The organism is Streptomyces sp. NPDC005551 (genome assembly GCF_042871785.1).
In the GTDB taxonomy this organism is placed as follows: Bacteria; Actinomycetota; Actinomycetes; order Streptomycetales; family Streptomycetaceae; genus Streptomyces.
This window is the reverse complement of sequence record NZ_JBIAJE010000008.1, coordinates 351,632-367,283: the sequence shown is the minus strand read 5'-3', so window position 1 is coordinate 367,283 and position 15,652 is coordinate 351,632. Positions and strand designations below refer to the sequence as shown.

Genomic DNA, 15,652 nt, shown 5'->3' with positions numbered 1-15,652 from the left:
TGTGTGCGTGGATCTCGACGTGGGGGTGCTGACCGCCGTCGCCGCCGGGTGGGGTGCGGCCGCCGGGCTGCTGGTGCCGCGGGCCGCCTACCGTCTCGCCGTCGACCCGGACGAGCCCTGGCGGGACCGCTGCCCCGCAGGACACGCGATCACCGGGGCCGCGGGCGGCTGGTTCGGCCGGGCGCGCTGCGCGGACGGCGACCGGTACGGGCCCGGCACCCCCGCCGTCTGCCTCGCCACCGCCCTCGTCTGCGCCGCTCTCGCGCCGGCCACCGGGATCCGGCCGGAACTCGTCGTCTGGCTGCTCCTCGCCCCCCTCGCCGTGCTGCTGGCCGTCGTGGACTTCCGCGTGCAGCGGCTGCCCGACGCGCTCACCCTGCCGCTCGCGGGCGCCGCGCTCGCCCTGCTCGGCGGGGCCGCCCTGGCGCCCGGGCACGCGGGCGACTGGCCGACCGCGCTGTCCGGCTCGCTCGCGCTCGGCGGCGCGTACTTCGTGCTCTTCCTCATCAGCCCCCGGGGCATGGGGTTCGGGGACGTGAAGCTCGCGCTGGGACTCGGCGCCGTGCTCGGCTGGTACGGGTGGAGCGTGCTGTTCCTCGGGACGTTCGCCGGTTTCCTGTTCGGGGGGCTGTACGGGCTGGCGCTCGTGGTCGTGCGGCGCGCCGGACGCAGGACGTCGATGCCCTTCGGCCCGTTCCTGCTCGCGGGAGCCTTCGTGGGCCTGCTGATCGGGGCGTACGCGGCCTGACGTCGGGCTCCCGAGGGGGCTGGCGTAGGGTGGTCGGGTCTGTCCACACCCTTACGAAAGGGACACACCCGGTGACCGAGAAGGCCGACCTCCAGTCCGTCCTCGACCGTGCCGCCGAGGGTGGGCGGATCACTCCCGAAGAGGCACTCGACCTCTACCGCGACGCCCCGCTGCACGCGCTGGGCGCCGCCGCCGACGCGGTGCGCCGCCGCCGGTACGCGGGCACCGAGCACATCGCGACGTACATCATCGAACGCAACATCAACTACACGAACGTGTGCGTCACGGCGTGCAGGTTCTGCGCGTTCTACGCGGCCCCCAAGGACACCGCCAAGGGCTGGACGCGCGACCTCGACGACATCCTGCGCCGCTGCGCGGAGACGGTCGAGCTCGGCGGCACGCAGATCATGTTCCAGGGCGGGCACCACCCGGACTACGGCGTCGAGTACTACGAGAAGCACTTCGGCGCGATCAAGCAGGCGTTCCCGCAGCTGGTCATCCACTCCCTCGGCGCCTCCGAGGTCGAGCACATGGCCCGCATCTCCAAGGTGTCGGTGGAGGAGGCCATCCAGCGCATCCACGCCGCCGGCCTGGACTCCTTCGCGGGCGCCGGCGCGGAGCTGCTCCCGGCGCGCCCGCGCAAGGCCATCGCCCCGCTGAAGGAGAGCGGCGAGCGCTGGCTGGAGATCATGGAGGCCGCCCACAACCTGGGCGTCGAGTCCACCTCCACCATGCTCATGGGCACGGGCGAGACGAACGCCGAGCGCATCGAGCACCTGCGGATGATCCGTGACGTGCAGGACCGCACCGGCGGCTTCCGCGCGTTCATCCCGTACACCTACCAGCCCGAGAACAACCACCTGAAGGGCCAGACGCAGGCCACGCTCTTCGAGTACCTGCGGATGATCGCCATCGCCCGGCTGTTCCTCGACAACGTCGCGCACATCCAGGGCTCCTGGCTCACCACCGGCAAGGAGGTCGGCCAGCTGTCGCTGCACTACGGCGCCGACGACCTCGGTTCGATCATGCTGGAGGAGAACGTGGTCTCCTCCGCCGGTGCCAGGCACCGCTCCAACCGCATGGAGATCATCGACCTGATCCGCAAGGCGGACCGCGTCCCGGCGCAGCGGACGACGACGTACGAGCACATCGTGGTGCACGACGACCCGGCGGACGACCCCGTCGACGAGCGCGTCGTCTCGCACATCTCGTCCACCGCGATCGAGGGCGGCACGGCTCACCCCGAGCTGAAGCTGCTCGCCTCCAACTAGGCCCCTGGTGCTGACACTTCACGTAGCCGAGCAGTCGCCCGAGGCAGCGGTCCTGGTCGACGGGGCAGCCGTCGCCGCCGTCGGCCGGTACGAGGAACTGGTCGCCGCCCACCCGGACGCGAAGGTGCGGCGCTGGCCCGGCATCCTGACGCCGGGACTGCTCAACCCGTACGGCCCGGAGCTTCTGGAAGCTATGTACCACCCGGACCCGCGCGAGGCCGACGGCTTCGGCACCAAGCCCATCGGCGGGGAGCGGGCCCGGCGGATCTTCCGCGCGGATCCCGCACGCGTCGGTGCGAGCGCGCGGCGCGGGATCCAGCGGATGCTGGCGCACGGCACGGTGGCGGTGGCCGGGGAACTGCGGTCGCCGGCCGTGGCCGAAGCGGTGCGCAGGGTCGGCCTCGCGGTGGGACGGCGGCCGGACCGACTCCCGGGTCCGGCGGCACTGTCCCCGAGCCCGCTGATCGTGCTGCCGGCGCTGGTGCCCGGCGGTCCCGCCCGATTCGCCGTGTTCGACGTGGCGGACCGCGCCGAACTGGTCCGGCGTGGCGCGGGGACCTGCGTGGCGACCGTGATCGGCGGGCGGCTGGTGTACCGGAGCCGCTGATCACGGCACCTGGCGCCGGCTCAGCCCGCGAACGCCTCCGCGAAGGCGCCCGAACTCTGCTTCACGCCACTGCAGTCGGTGGCCGGGTCGTCGGCAGCGGAGTCGCCGTCCTCGCAGCTCCGGTCGCGGAAGGTGGACCACATGGACACCCACGCGACGCCCTTCTTCTCGGCGAACGAGCGGACCTCGGCCGCGTCGGCGAGGGTGAACGTCTCGTTGTCGACGTCGTTGACGCCGATCATCGAGGTGAGCGCGAGTCCCTGCCAGGCCGCCTTCGACGGGAGACCGAAGACGTCCGCCAGCTGGTCGTGCGCGGCCTCGGCCGACGTCCTGGCGTAGTCGCCCATGTCACCGGCGTACGAACTGCCGTAGTTCATCGTCATGATGTTGACGGTGGAGACCTTCACGGCGTGGTCGTTCGCGGACTCCAGGAGTGCCAGCCCGTCGGCGTCCAGGCCGGAGGGCATCACCGGCAGGGTGAAGGAGACCTCCAGGCCGGTGCGTTCCTTCTGGAGCAGCGCGATGGCCTCGGAGCGCAGGGCGACCGAGGCGGAGTCCGTCAGCTCGTCGCCCTCGATGTCGAAGTCGGCCCGGGTCGCCCCGGCCGCGTCCAGCGCGGCGCCGTAGGCCTCGGCCAGTTCGGCGGCGCTGTCGCAGGTGGCCGCCAGCTCCTTGCCGGAGGCGCCGCCGAAGGAGACGCGGACCGCGGCACCGGTGTCCGTCAGGGCGGAGATGCGGGACTTCACCGCCGAGTCGCCGAGGGCCTGCGTCCCGTTCCACTTCGGCGTGCAGTCGCTGCCGTCGGAGATCACGAACGCCAGGTTGTACGTCGACGGCGAGCCGGCGGTGTCCAGGCCGGCCGCGGCGGTCGTGGCGCTCACGTACGGCTCGTAAGCGGTGCCCGACGTCCGTGCCCGCGCGGTGGAGGAGGCCGTGGGCGGGCCGGCTCCCGGCGGCGCGTCCGACGTGCCGTCCGCGCCCGGGGAACAGCCGGCGCAGGCCAGGGCCGCCAGGCAGACGAGTCCGGCACCCCGCTTCAGGAAACTCCGCATTGCCCGTGCACCCGCTCTCGTGATGTCCGTCTCGGAAGGGAAACAGAATTGAGTTCCCGCGGAAGGAATGTGGCACACCGGGCCGTGAATCCTGAATACAGCGGATCCACAGGCGCGACGGCCTCGCGGTTCGCGAATCGGGCGAATCGGTCACGAATTCGGGACGAATGTCGCACAGGCGGTGGCGGTTCGTGTGACGGACGGGCCCGCATTCTCTCAGGGAAAGGACAGGGTCGGCGCGTTCTCATGGGTGCCTCACATGAGAAACCGAGTTCTCGGCACATAAAGAGGTTCTAATGTCCGGGGAATGCAATCCGAGTCCGCCATCGATAACCGCACTTCCTCGCGCGCCCGCCGCCGCAAGAGCGGCGGCGGGCCCGCCGAGGGCCCCGTGTTCGTCGACAGCTCCGGGCGCAGAGCACGACTGCTGCGCCGGATCGGCATGCTCGTGGGTGCCGTCTGTCTCGGGTACGCGGTCGTGCTCGGCATGGCCTTCATGGGCTGGGGCACCTCGCTGACCCCGTCCTCGCTGCTGCCCTTCGGCGGCGGCCCGGCCGGCACCCAGAACTCCGGCCCCGGCGGCGCCCGCCCCGAGGGCGGCCTCGGCACCCCGCCCGCGCTGCCCGGCGGGGCGGCGCCCACCGCCACCGGCGCGTCCCCGTCCCCCTCCGTGTCCGCCTCCACCGGCGCCAACTGACGGAACACACCCACCCTCATGACTACGACGACGTCCCCGCACGGTCGCCGACGCGCCCCCACCAGGATGGAGCGGGCGGCCGGAAAGGCCGCGGCCCTCCAGAAACCCCGCGTGATCCTCGCGCTGCTGATCCTGCTCGGCCTCATCAGCGTGATGCTGCTCGACGGCTACCTGCGCTCCGAGATCGGCAACGACGCACGGGTGCGCGACGGCGCGGCCTACGACAAGGTCCCCCAGAAGATCCTCGACGGCGGACCCCTGCTCACCTTCGACGGCGGCAGGGCGACGACCCGGTCGATGCCGGAGAAGACCATCGCGCTCACCTTCGACGACGGCCCGACCCCGACCTGGACGCCCGAGATCATGAAGGTGCTCCAGGACAACGACGTCGAGGGCACGTTCTTCGTGGTCGGCTCGATGGTCACCCGCTACCCGGGTGTCGTCGACGACCTCGTCGACCAGGGCAACGAGGTCGGCATCCACACCTTCACCCACGTCGACCTCTCCTACCAGAGCACCGCCCGGCTCCGGCGCGAGCTCCAGCAGACGCAGCTCGCGCTGGCGGGCGCGGCCGGGATCACCACGACCCTGTTCCGCGCCCCGTACTCCTCGGAGATCAACGCCGTCGACAACTACAGCTGGCCCGTCTACAAGGAGGTCGGCGGCCTGGGCTACACCAGCGTCTTCGTCGACACCGACAGCGACGACTGGAAGAAGCCGGGAGTCTCGAAGATCGTCCAGTGGGCGACGCCGAAGAAGAACAAGGGCGCCGTCGTCCTCATGCACGACGCGGGCGGCGACCGCGCGCAGACGGTCGAGGCGCTGGACACGTACATCAAGAAGATGAAGGCGAAGGGCTACACCTTCACCACGGTCAGCGGCGCCCGGGCCGAACTCGCCCGGCAGAACGCGCAGGAGGACACCGGGCGGACCGGCGCGAGCGGGACCGGACCGCAGCCGTCCGGCGCTCCGCAGGGGCAGCAGAACCCGGGCGCGGGCGGAGCGGCCGCCGTGAACGCGGAACAGGCCGCCCACCGCACGGCCTCCGGCACCGTGCTCTACGAGGGCAGGGCACTCGTCGCGGCGGTCGCGGTGGCCGAGTGGGTGGTGCCCGGCCTCGCCTGGTTCCTGGCCGTCGTGGGCGTCGCCGTCCTCGGCCGTTTCGGCATGATGCTCGTCCTCGCCCGCCGCCATCACAGGCAGCGCAACAGGAAACGCGGCAGAGGCGGGAAGTTCAGCTGGGGTCCCGCGGTCACCCGGCCGGTGACCGTGATCGTGCCCGCCTACAACGAGAAGGAGTGCATCGCCAACACCCTGAAATCACTGGCGAGAAGCACCCACCCGATCGAGATCGTCGTCGTCGACGACGGCTCGACCGACAACACCTCCGAGATCGCCGAGTCGCTCGGCATGCCGAACGTCCGCGTCATCCGGCAGGAGAACGCGGGCAAGCCGGCCGCGCTCAACAACGGTGTGCGCAACGCCCGTCACGACATCGTCGTGATGATGGACGGCGACACCGTCTTCGAGCCGGACGCCGTGCACCAGCTCGTGCAGCCGTTCGCCGACCCGGAGATCGGCGCCGTCGCCGGCAACGCCAAGGTCGGCAACCGCGACACCCTGATCGGCGCCTGGCAGCACATCGAGTACGTCATGGGCTTCAACCTCGACCGCCGCATGTACGACCTGCTGCGCTGCATGCCCACCATCCCGGGCGCGATCGGCGCGTTCCGCCGGGACGCGGTGCTGGAGGTCGGCGGCATGAGCGAGGACACGCTCGCCGAGGACACCGACATCACCATCGCGATGCACCGGGCGGGCCGGCGGGTCGTCTACCAGGAGCACGCCAGGGCGTGGACGGAGGCGCCCGGCTCGCTCAAGCAGTTGTGGAGCCAGCGCTACCGCTGGAGCTACGGCACCATGCAGGCGCTGTGGAAGCACCGCAAGTCCCTGACGGACAGGGGGCCTTCGGGCCGCTTCGGCCGCGTGGGCATGCCGCTGGTCGTGCTCTTCCAGGTCTTCACGCCGGTCTTCGCCCCGCTCATCGACGTGTTCACCGTCTACTCGATGCTCTTCGTGGACTTCTGGGCGGCGCTGCTCGCCTGGCTGGCCGTCCTCGCCGTCCAACTCGTCTGCGCGGCGTACGCGTTCCGGCTGGACCGGGAGAAGTACCGCTACCTCGCGATGCTGCCCCTCCAGCAGCTCGCGTACCGCCAGATGATGTACCTGGTCCTGATCCACTCCTGTGTCACGGCCCTCACCGGCGGCCGCCTCCGATGGCAGAAGCTCAAGCGCACCGGTGAGGTCGGCACCCCGACGGGAGCGGGGCGATGATCCGGGGCCCGGAGCAGCAGGGCCACGGGTACGACCACGGGTACCCGCAGCCCGGACCGTACGCGCCGCCGCAGCCGTACGCGCAGGCCGAGCCGTGGGATCAGTACGCGCGGCCCGAGCCGTACGCGCAGCCCGTGCCGCCGGATGCGTATGCGCCGCCCGAGCAGCCGGATGCGTACGGGCAGGGGCCCTGGGAGTACCCGCAGGAGCCGGGGTACTCGGGGCATCCCGCTCCCGGGGATCCGGCGCCCGGGCCGGCCGCCGCGCCGCCGGAGCCCGGCCCGGTCGCGCCCCCGCCCGCGGAATCCCGGAGGTCCGGACCGGCGGTGGCCGGCGGCCGGGACCGGTACTTCGACACGCTGCGCGCCGTAGCGCTGGTCCGCGTGGTGACCTACCACACCTTCGGCTGGGCCTGGGCGGGCATGGTGTTCCCGTCCATGGGCGTGATGTTCGCGCTCGCCGGGACCCTGATGGCCAAGTCCCTGGAACGGCCCGCGCTCCAGGTCGTCAGGAGCCGGGTGCGCCGGCTGCTGCCGCCGTTCTGGTTCTGGGGCGCGTTCGTCGTGGTGGCGATGCTCGTCCACGGCTGGATGCCGGGCTGGCAGATCGTGTTCTGGGTGGTGCCCCTCGGCGACCCGCCGGGCAACGCCTGGGGGCAGCAGGCCTGGGAGATCCTCTGGTACCTGCGCACGTACCTCTGGTTCGTCCTCCTGTCGCCGGTGCTGCTGCGGATCTTCCGCACGGCGCCCGTCGCGGTGCTGGTCCTGTCCCTCGCGCCGATCGTCGTGTTCCAGTACGCCTGGCGGCCGCCGGACGACCGGTTCGGCTCCGCGCTGACGGACCTCGCCACCTATCTGTTCTGCTGGCTGGCCGGCTTCGCGCACCGCGAGGGCGTCCTCCAGCGGCTGAAACCGGCCGCGGTGGTCCTGCTGTCACTGGCCGCCCTGGCGTACGGCGGCTGGTACGCCCTCGCGCACCAGGCGGAAACCGGAACGTACGACCTCGACGACATCCCGCTCGCCCAGGCCTTCTGGTCGGCCGGGTTCGTGACCCTGCTGATGTACTTCAAGGCGTACTACGGCGTCGACTTCGCCAGGCTCGCCCGGTTCAAGCGGCTCGACCGGATCGTGACGGTCTTCAACGGGCGGGCGGTGACGATCTACCTCTGGCACGAGATCGCGCTCGTGCTGGCGGTCCCGCTGATCGACCGGCTCTGGAAGGTGCCCGCCTTCGAGGCGTATCTGCCGCTGGAGAGCCAGTGGTTCATGTTCGCCGTCGGCTGGGTGCTGATCTGGATCGCGCTCCCGCTCGCGGGATGGGTGGAGGACGTGGCGGCGAAGAAGAAGCCGAAGCTGCTGCCCTGAGCGGCGGCCTCTCCACCGGTGCGCGGCGGCCTCTCCACCGGTGCGCGGGGCCGGGCGCCCGGCACGCGCCCGGCCCCTACTGCCACAATGGGACCGTGACCCGCGCATCCCTGGACAAGCAGCCGCACGAAGTCGCCTCGATGTTCGACGACGTGGCGGAACGGTACGACCTGACGAACGACGTGCTGTCACTCGGCCAGGCCCGGCTCTGGCGCAAGGAGGTCGCGAAGGCGGTCGACGCCCGGCCCGCCCAGAAGATCCTGGACCTGGCCGCAGGCACCGCCACCTCCTCCCTCCCCTTCGCCCGCACCGGCGCCTACGTGGTGCCCTGCGACTTCTCGCTCGGCATGCTCCAGGTCGGCAAGCGGCGCAACCCCTGGCTGCCGCTGACGGCAGGCGACGCGACGAAACTGCCCTTCAAGGACGACACCTTCGACGCGGTGACGATCTCCTTCGGGCTGCGCAACGTGCAGGACACGGACGCGGCACTGAGCGAGCTGTACCGGGTCACCAAGCCCGGCGGCCGGGTCGTGATCTGCGAGTTCTCGCACCCCACCTGGGCGCCCTTCCGGACGGTGTACACCGAGTACCTGATGCGGGCGCTGCCGCCGGTCGCCCGCTCGGTGTCCTCCAACCCCGACGCGTACGTCTATCTCGCCGAGTCCATCCGCGCCTGGCCCGACCAGCCCGCCCTCGCCGAACGCCTGCAGAAGGCGGGCTGGTCGAAGGTCGCCTGGCGGAACCTGACCGGTGGCGTCGTGGCGCTGCACCGGGGCCGTAAGCAGGGCTGAACACGCCCGGCCGGCCGGCAGCGCGCCAATTCACCCGTACGAAGGGGGCGTTGTCCGGAACCGGTCAATGGGAAACTCGTGTCCGTTCCTTACGCCTGACTTCGTCCGGTCACGGCACGAGTTCTCTCACTGACGGAGCGTTCCCATGGCGTCGTACTGCCCGCACTGCGGAGCCCCCGCCCCCGACGAGGCGCGCTTCTGCATGACGTGCGGCCGGGAACGGGTCCCGGCGCCCGCCGCCGAGGCCCCGTCGGCACCGGCCCCGGCTCCGGAGGGCCCGGCCGCCCCCGGCGCCGCACCCGGGCCGCCGGCCCTGCCGGGAAGGCCCCCGCAGCCGCCGCCCGCCCCGGCGGCGGTGACCGCGCCCGGCGCTCCGCCGCCGGGAGCCCTGCCGCCGGGGCCGCCGCCCCCGCCCGTCCACGCACCCGTGCCCGCCGGGCCGTCCCCGTTCGGCGCCGCGCCCGTGTCCGCCGGGCCGTCCCCCTTCGGCGCCTTCCTCGGCCGCACCTTCCGGGGCGACTGGGCCGGGGCCGCGAAGGCCGCGCTCTGGCCGGTCGGACTGCTGCTCGTCGCGGCCCTGGCGCTGGCGATCCCGTCCTACGGGCAGGACGACGAGGTGGTCGTCGGATTCGCCGACCGGATGCGGATCGCCCTGGCCGTGCTGCTCCAGGCGCTCGGCGGCGGCTTCGAGCTGAAGGAGGCGTCCGACTCGGTGTTCGGGGGAGGGGACGGCGGCGGCTTCGCCTCCGAGTTCGGCGGCGGCGGACAGCTGTCGCTGATCCCGCTCACCGTCACCGCGCTGTGGATCGCCGCGTGCTACGCCGGCGTACGGATGCTGCGCACCCGGTCCGCCCCGCGGGCACCGCACGGCACGACCGCCGGCCTCGAAGCGGCCGTGCGGGTCGCACTGCTGATCACCGGCGCCGTGTTCGTGACGGGGCTGTTCGCGCAGCCGACCGTCGCGGGCGAGGTCGAGATCTCGACCTCGCCGTGGCTCGCCGCGCTCGGCGCGCTGCTGCTCGGCCTCGCCGTCGCCTGCGGGGTGCTGCACCGCGACGGCCTGAGCCGGTGGCTCGCCGCCCGGCCGGGCGCGCGGGCGTGCCTACGGGCGACGGGCACCGCGCTGCGCGCGCTCGCCGTCGTCCTGGTGCTCTGCTCCCTAGTCGTCCTCGTCCTCTACGCGCTCGGCGACGATCGCGGTGACACCTCCGACCTGGACGCCTCCGGAGTGTCGCCGTTCCTGATCGTGCTGCTCCTGCTGCCCAACCTGGCGGTGCTGGCCCTCGGCCTGTCCTGGGGCGCACCCGTCGAGGTGGAGGCCCGCGGAAGCACGCCCTACGGCGGCGGGTACGAGCACCAGGCCTTCGGCCTCTCCGAACTCGGCGACGCCGCCAACTCCTGGGCCGTGGCGGGTGCGCTGGCCCTCGGCCTGGTCTGCGCGCTCACCCTGGGACTGTCGGCCGCACGGCGCTCGGCCGACCGGCGCGAGCAGCTGCTGGCGGCGGGGATCTTCTTCGGGCTGTTCCTGCTGCTGGCCGGGATCGGCGGCTTTCGTTTCGAGGTGGCGGGCGGCCCGTCCGGCGGGTCCGGCCCCGGGTTCGGCTCCGGCTCCGGCTCCGGGGATGCTCTCACCGGCAGCTTCGGCATCGGGGTGAGCGTCCCGGACGCGCTGCTCCTCGGGCTGCTGTGGATCCTCGCCGCGGCCTTCCTCGCGCCGTATCTCCTTCAGCTGGCCGGGGCGCGGACGACGGTGATCGCACCGCCGGTCCCGCCGATGCCGAGCACCCCCGCCGGACATCCGGCTCCCCGGCCGCACGCGTCCGCCGCCGGCGACCCCCACACCGTGCGGCTCGGACACGAGGCACCGGCCGCCCCCGCGTCCGCTCCCGCCGCCCCTCCGCACGCTCCGGATTCCTCCCCCGTACCCGCACCGCCGTACGCCCCCGCCCTCGCGCCCGCGTACAGCCCCGCCCCGGCCGTCACCGCGAAGCCCCGGACCCGGGCAGTCGTCTGGGTGGTCACGCTCGCGGCGGCGTTCGCCGTCGGGGGCGGGGCCGCGGCCGGAGTGCTGGTCTGGCAGGACATGGAGTCGGACGGCACGTCGAACAAGGCGCGGACCCGGACGACGCCCGCGCCCGCATCCTCCCCGACGGCCGACGGCCGGACTCCGTCCCCGCGGGCCACCGACGACCCGGTGCCGTCCGGTGAACCCACGGAAGGGGCCGCGGCGGCCCCCGGAGTCCCCGACGGCTACCACCGGCTGGCCGACCCGATGGGCTTCTCCTTCGCCGTCCCGGACGTGTGGGCACGCGAGGGCGTCAAGAACGGCACACAGGTGACGTACGCGGGATCGACCGGCCTCGAGCACCTCCAGGTCGGCGTGATCGCGAACGCCGGTTACACCTCGTACGACAACTTCGTGACCCTGGAGAAGACGGCGAAGCGGAAGGACACCGGCTACCACCGGATCAAGCTGGAGCGGAACACCTTCCAGGGGCGCGCGGGCGCGGTCTGGGAGTACACGTACACGGACGAGTCCGGCCGGACGGTCCACGCCAAGGACCAGGGCTACGTCGCCGACGACGGCACCGAGTACGCGATCATGATCGTCGGCCACGACGAGCTGTGGGAGGGCGACCTCGCGGAGACCTTCCGGGTCGCCCTCGAGTCCTGGGAACTCACCTGAGCGCCGCGAACGGGACGCCCGGTGCGTCCCGTTCGCGCACGGTGGCGGTCACCGCACGGTGACCGTCACAGGGCCAGCCGGTAGCAGTGGGCCTCCTGCCGCGAGCACGGGGTCGTGAACCGCTCGGCGAGTTCCATGCCCAGGCGTCCGGTCACCGCGATGGACCGCTCGTTGCGGGCGTGGACCAGGGCGACCACGCCCGGTACGCCCGCGGCGCGCAGCCGGTCGAGCGTGGTGCGCGCCGCGGCGGTGACGTAGCCCTGCCCCCAGTGCCGCCGGCCGAGCCGCCAGCCGATCTCGATCTCCCCCGCCGGTCCCCACGGGTGCGGCCACGGCTGGGCGCCGGTGAAGCCGAGCACCTCGCCGTCGGCGCCGGTCACCGTCCACAGGCAGAAGCCGTGTTCGGCGTCGTGCCGGCGCTGCCGCGCGGTGAGCTCCTCGTACACCGACAGTTCGGCCGCTGCGCCTCCGTGGAACTCCATCACCTCCGGGTCGGCGAAGATCCGGTGCCAGGCGAAGGCGTCCTCGTCGGTGGGCACGCGCAGCTGCACTGCGGGGAGAGCTCGGTTCACGGGGGCGGCCCTTCATCCGGGTGATCAGTACCGCTGCATAGACTGCCCGTGTCCCATGCCCGTCAGCACGCAGATTCCGAACCTTGGGGAGAACCCGCCGTGACCGAGCCCCTCTCCGAAAACACCGCCGATGTCATCGTCGTCGGGGCCGGGCCAGCCGGTTCCGCGACCGCGTACCACCTGGCGAAGGCCGGACTCGACGTCCTGCTGCTCGAGAAGACCGCCTTCCCGCGGGAGAAGGTCTGCGGCGACGGTCTGACCCCGCGTGCCACCAAGCAGCTCGTGTCGATGGGCATCGACATCTCGGAAGAGGCCGGCTGGCTGCGGAACAAGGGCCTGCGCATCATCGGCGGAGGGGTCCGGCTCCAGCTCGACTGGCCGGATCTCGCCTCCTTCCCCGACTACGGACTCGTCCGCAAGCGGGACGACTTCGACGAGCAGCTGGCCCGGCAGGCGCAGAAGGCGGGAGCGCGGCTGTACGAGCGCTGCAACGTCGGCGCCCCGGTCCTCGACGACCGCACCGGCCGCATCACGGGCGTGCACGCCAGGCTCGGCGAGGAGAAGCGCGAGGTCACCTTCCACGCACCGCTGGTCGTCGCGGCCGACGGCAACTCCACCCGGCTGTCCCTCGCGATGGGCCTGCACCGCCGCGAGGACCGCCCGATGGGCGTCGCCGTCCGTACGTACTTCACCAGCCCCCGGCACGAGGACGACTACCTGGAGTCCTGGCTGGAGCTGTGGGACCGCCGGGGCGCCGAGGACCGCCTGCTGCCGGGCTACGGCTGGATCTTCGGCATGGGCGACGGCACCTCCAACGTCGGCCTCGGCGTCCTGAACACCTCCGACTCCTTCAAGGAGCTGGACTGGCGCGAGGTGCTGAAGGCGTGGTGCGCCTCGATGCCGGAGGACTGGGGCTACACCCCGGAGAACATGACCGGCCCGATCCGCGGGGCCGCCCTCCCCATGGCCTTCAACCGCCAGCCCCACTACACCAAGGGCCTGCTGCTCGTCGGTGACGCGGGCGGCCTGGTGAACCCGTTCAACGGCGAGGGCATCGCCTACGCCATGGAGTCCGGCCAGATCGCCGCCGACGTCATCGTCCAGGCGCACGCGCGGTCGACCCCGGCCCAGCGTGAACTGGCGCTCCAGCGCTACCCGCGTGTCCTGAAGGACACCTACGGCGGCTACTACACCCTCGGCCGCGCCTTCGTGAAGCTCATCGGCAACCCGAAGGTCATGAAGATCGCGACCCAGCGCGGCCTCAGCCACCCGATGCTGATGAAGTTCACGCTCAAGATGCTGGCCAACCTGACCGACCCGACGGGCGGCGACGCGATGGACCGGATCATCAACGGCCTGTCGAAGGTCGCGCCGAAGGCGTGACGGAGGCGTGACGGAGGGCTGAACCGGGGCGGCCGGCGACGCGGGCCGCCCCACGGGGCCCAGGGGACGGTGTACGCCCGGAAGGGCACCCGTCCCCTTCGTCGGCTCCGGGAGCGGCTGAGGGCCCGCTGAGGGCCGTCTGAGGCTCATGAGGCGGCTGTGCCGGGTGGGGCGGACGCGCGCGAGGGCCACCTTCCCGCCCGGAAGGTGGCCCTCGACGCACGTGTCCTCGGGTTACAGCACCCGCACCGCTCCGGTGGCCGGGTAGCCCGAAAGATCCTGGATCACCACGCCCTTGGAGGGGTTGGCGGCGTCCAGGTACTGGCCGTTGCCGATGTACACACCGACGTGGTACGCCGAGCCGGCCGAACCCCAGTACAGGATGTCCCCCACCTGCACGCTGGAGAGCGGGACGGGCGTACCGGCGGTCGACTGGGCCTCCGAGACGCGCGGCAGGTCGACGCCGACCTGCTTGAACGCGGCCTGGACGAGCCCGGAGCAGTCCCAGGCGTTGGGGCCGGTGCCGCCCATCACGTAGGCGTCGCCGACCTGCGCCTTGAGGAAGGCGATGACCGTGCCGACACTGCCACTGGCCGCCGGGACGGGGGCGTCCGCTGTCGCGGGCGCCGCGAGGGTGGTGCGCTGGGTCGACCGCGAGGCGGCCTTGGTGGCGGCGGCCTTGCGCTCGGCCTCCGCCTTCTTCTTGGCCTCCGCCTTCTTCTTGGCCTCGGCCAGGTCCGCCTTGGCCTGCTTGGCCGCCTTGGCTGCGGCCGCGTCGCGCTCCGCCTGCAGCTCGTAGTTCGCCGCGGCCTGCTGGGTGGCGTCCGCGGACTGCGCGACCTGGGTGGCCAGATCGGCCGTCAGGGTCGGCAGTTCGAGGGTCTGCGTCACGGGCTCGGCGGCCTGCGCCGCACCCGACGCCCCGGCCACGGCCAGGGTGCTGAGAACGCCACCGGCAACTCCGGCGCGCATCGCGAGACTCGACGCGTTGCGGCGGGGTTTCCGGTGGCTGCGTATGTGAGCGGTGTGGGACATGGGTACAACCGGTACCAGGGGCTCCTCCATACCTTCAAGAAACGTGTGGTGCGCCACAGTTGTTCAATGGGAGCCCGAATCTCGGGCGCGTCGCCGCCTATTGACGCCGTAACGGGCATTGCGGACGAAGTTGATCACAGCTGTGATCATGGGTTATCCGAATTACGCCCGAATTGCCCCGCGCTTACCACTGGTTGAGGCCAGTGGCCAAGCCCCGCTTTTTCGGAGCGTCCTCCGGTGTGGCGCACGTCACGGAACGGAGGCCCCGGCGAGCGCGTCCCGCGCGGGAGCCGCGACGGCCTCCGGCTCGTGAACGGGCGCACGTGTCCACATCCGTCTGCCCCGGTCCCCCTGACGTGTGAACGGGCCCCTCTATCAAGGGATCTGGTTCAGCGCCAATTTGCCCGCCATGCCCGTGGCTTGATAATGCGCTGACGCTCCCACCAGCGGTGACGAGTGAAAATGTCACCTCTTGGTGATCGCTCGACTGCTTCGCGTACGAAGATCACCGCTCATCCGACTTCATGATCCTTCGACTGGTGGTGGAGATCACAAAGGACTTGGCGACCCCCGTGTCGCAGATCACAGACCGGCAGGCATAAGATGCGGGGCAGTTGGGCTTGTGACCTGCTTCACATGTACGCGATCTTCGTCGGGACGCACGGGGTTCGTGGGACAGGTGGGGCGGGAGGCTCGCCCGACGCAACCGCCAGCAGTCAGTGCCGACTGAGAGGAGCGAGGAGCGGTGAACGCGTATGCGCCCATCCTCGTACTGGGAGCCCTCGGGGCAGGCTTTGCGATCTTCTCCGTGGTCATGGCCACGCTGATCGGTCCGAAGCGGTACAACCGCGCCAAGCTCGAGGCATACGAGTGCGGCATCGAGCCGACCCCCACGCCGGCCGGCGGCGGGCGCTTCCCCATCAAGTACTACCTGACGGCGATGCTCTTCATCGTCTTCGACATCGAGATCGTCTTCCTCTACCCCTGGGCCGTCACCTTCGACGCCCTGGGTGTTTTCGGGCTCGTGGAGATGCTGCTCTTCGTGCTCACCGTCTTTGTCGCGTACGCGTACGTATGGCGGCGCGGCGGCTTGGAATGGGACTGAGGGGCCT

At 71.7% G+C, this 15,652-nt stretch carries 13 protein-coding genes; 10 read left to right on the top strand and 3 right to left on the bottom strand.

The features are described from left to right. Positions 1-7 precede the first annotated feature (7 nt). The 3 genes from ACFYP4_RS24730 (at position 8) to ACFYP4_RS24720 (ending at position 2,626) form a co-directional block, all read left to right on the top strand. Positions 8-748, top strand: coding sequence for an A24 family peptidase (locus ACFYP4_RS24730; protein ID WP_358850978.1), 741 nt, complete (start codon positions 8-10; stop codon positions 746-748). 71 nt (positions 749-819) lie between these two features. Further along, positions 820-2,019 carry a cyclic dehypoxanthinyl futalosine synthase gene (mqnC, locus tag ACFYP4_RS24725; protein WP_358850977.1) on the top strand — a complete coding sequence of 400 codons (1,200 nt, stop codon included), beginning with the start codon at positions 820-822 and terminating at the stop codon, positions 2,017-2,019. A gap of 7 nt (positions 2,020-2,026) precedes the next feature. After that, positions 2,027-2,626, top strand: a complete 600-nt coding sequence (locus ACFYP4_RS24720; RefSeq protein ID WP_358850976.1) for a hypothetical protein — start codon at positions 2,027-2,029, stop codon at positions 2,624-2,626. A gap of 20 nt (positions 2,627-2,646) precedes the next feature. On the opposite strand, the gene ACFYP4_RS24715 is transcribed toward ACFYP4_RS24720, so the two are convergent. Then, a complete protein-coding gene (locus ACFYP4_RS24715) occupies positions 2,647-3,678 on the bottom strand; it encodes a chitinase (protein WP_358850975.1) in 1,032 nt (343 codons plus the stop codon). A 307-nt stretch (positions 3,679-3,985) separates the two neighbouring features. Between ACFYP4_RS24715 and ACFYP4_RS24710 the strand changes: the two genes are divergently transcribed. From ACFYP4_RS24710 to ACFYP4_RS24690, 5 genes are all read left to right on the top strand, one after another. Continuing rightward, positions 3,986-4,375 (top strand): hypothetical protein, encoded by a 390-nt coding sequence (locus ACFYP4_RS24710; RefSeq protein ID WP_358850974.1) that lies wholly within the window; start codon positions 3,986-3,988, stop codon positions 4,373-4,375. Positions 4,376-4,393: 18 nt separating this feature from the next. Next, positions 4,394-6,709 (top strand): bifunctional polysaccharide deacetylase/glycosyltransferase family 2 protein, encoded by a 2,316-nt coding sequence (locus tag ACFYP4_RS24705; RefSeq protein ID WP_358850973.1) that lies wholly within the window; start codon positions 4,394-4,396, stop codon positions 6,707-6,709. Beyond that, the gene (locus tag ACFYP4_RS24700) at positions 6,706-8,073 is read left to right on the top strand and encodes an acyltransferase family protein (RefSeq protein ID WP_388788064.1); all 1,368 of its coding nucleotides are present in this window, start codon (positions 6,706-6,708) and stop codon (positions 8,071-8,073) included. The genes ACFYP4_RS24705 and ACFYP4_RS24700 overlap by 4 nt, the downstream gene beginning before the upstream one ends. Positions 8,074-8,168: 95 nt before the next feature. Further along, on the top strand, positions 8,169-8,864 hold the full coding sequence (locus tag ACFYP4_RS24695; protein WP_358850971.1) for a demethylmenaquinone methyltransferase: 696 nt from the start codon (positions 8,169-8,171) through the stop codon (positions 8,862-8,864). 145 nt (positions 8,865-9,009) lie between these two features. Next, positions 9,010-11,550 carry a zinc ribbon domain-containing protein gene (locus tag ACFYP4_RS24690; RefSeq protein WP_388788061.1) on the top strand — a complete coding sequence of 847 codons (2,541 nt, stop codon included), beginning with the start codon at positions 9,010-9,012 and terminating at the stop codon, positions 11,548-11,550. A 65-nt stretch (positions 11,551-11,615) separates the two neighbouring features. Here the strand turns inward: ACFYP4_RS24690 and ACFYP4_RS24685 are convergent, their stop codons facing one another. After that, positions 11,616-12,122, bottom strand: coding sequence for a GNAT family N-acetyltransferase (locus tag ACFYP4_RS24685; RefSeq protein WP_388788058.1), 507 nt, complete (start codon positions 12,120-12,122; stop codon positions 11,616-11,618). Between the two features lie 99 nt (positions 12,123-12,221). Between ACFYP4_RS24685 and ACFYP4_RS24680 the strand changes: the two genes are divergently transcribed. Beyond that, positions 12,222-13,505, top strand: a complete 1,284-nt coding sequence (locus ACFYP4_RS24680) for a geranylgeranyl reductase family protein (protein ID WP_358850968.1) — start codon at positions 12,222-12,224, stop codon at positions 13,503-13,505. A gap of 234 nt (positions 13,506-13,739) precedes the next feature. On the opposite strand, the gene ACFYP4_RS24675 is transcribed toward ACFYP4_RS24680, so the two are convergent. Continuing rightward, complete coding sequence (locus ACFYP4_RS24675; RefSeq protein WP_358850967.1) at positions 13,740-14,570, bottom strand: C40 family peptidase; 831 nt, start codon at positions 14,568-14,570, stop codon at positions 13,740-13,742. 715 nt (positions 14,571-15,285) lie between these two features. On the opposite strand from ACFYP4_RS24675, the gene ACFYP4_RS24670 reads away from it, so the two are divergent. Continuing rightward, on the top strand, positions 15,286-15,645 hold the full coding sequence (locus tag ACFYP4_RS24670; protein WP_007383963.1) for an NADH-quinone oxidoreductase subunit A: 360 nt from the start codon (positions 15,286-15,288) through the stop codon (positions 15,643-15,645). The last annotated feature ends 7 nt before the right edge of the window (positions 15,646-15,652 follow it).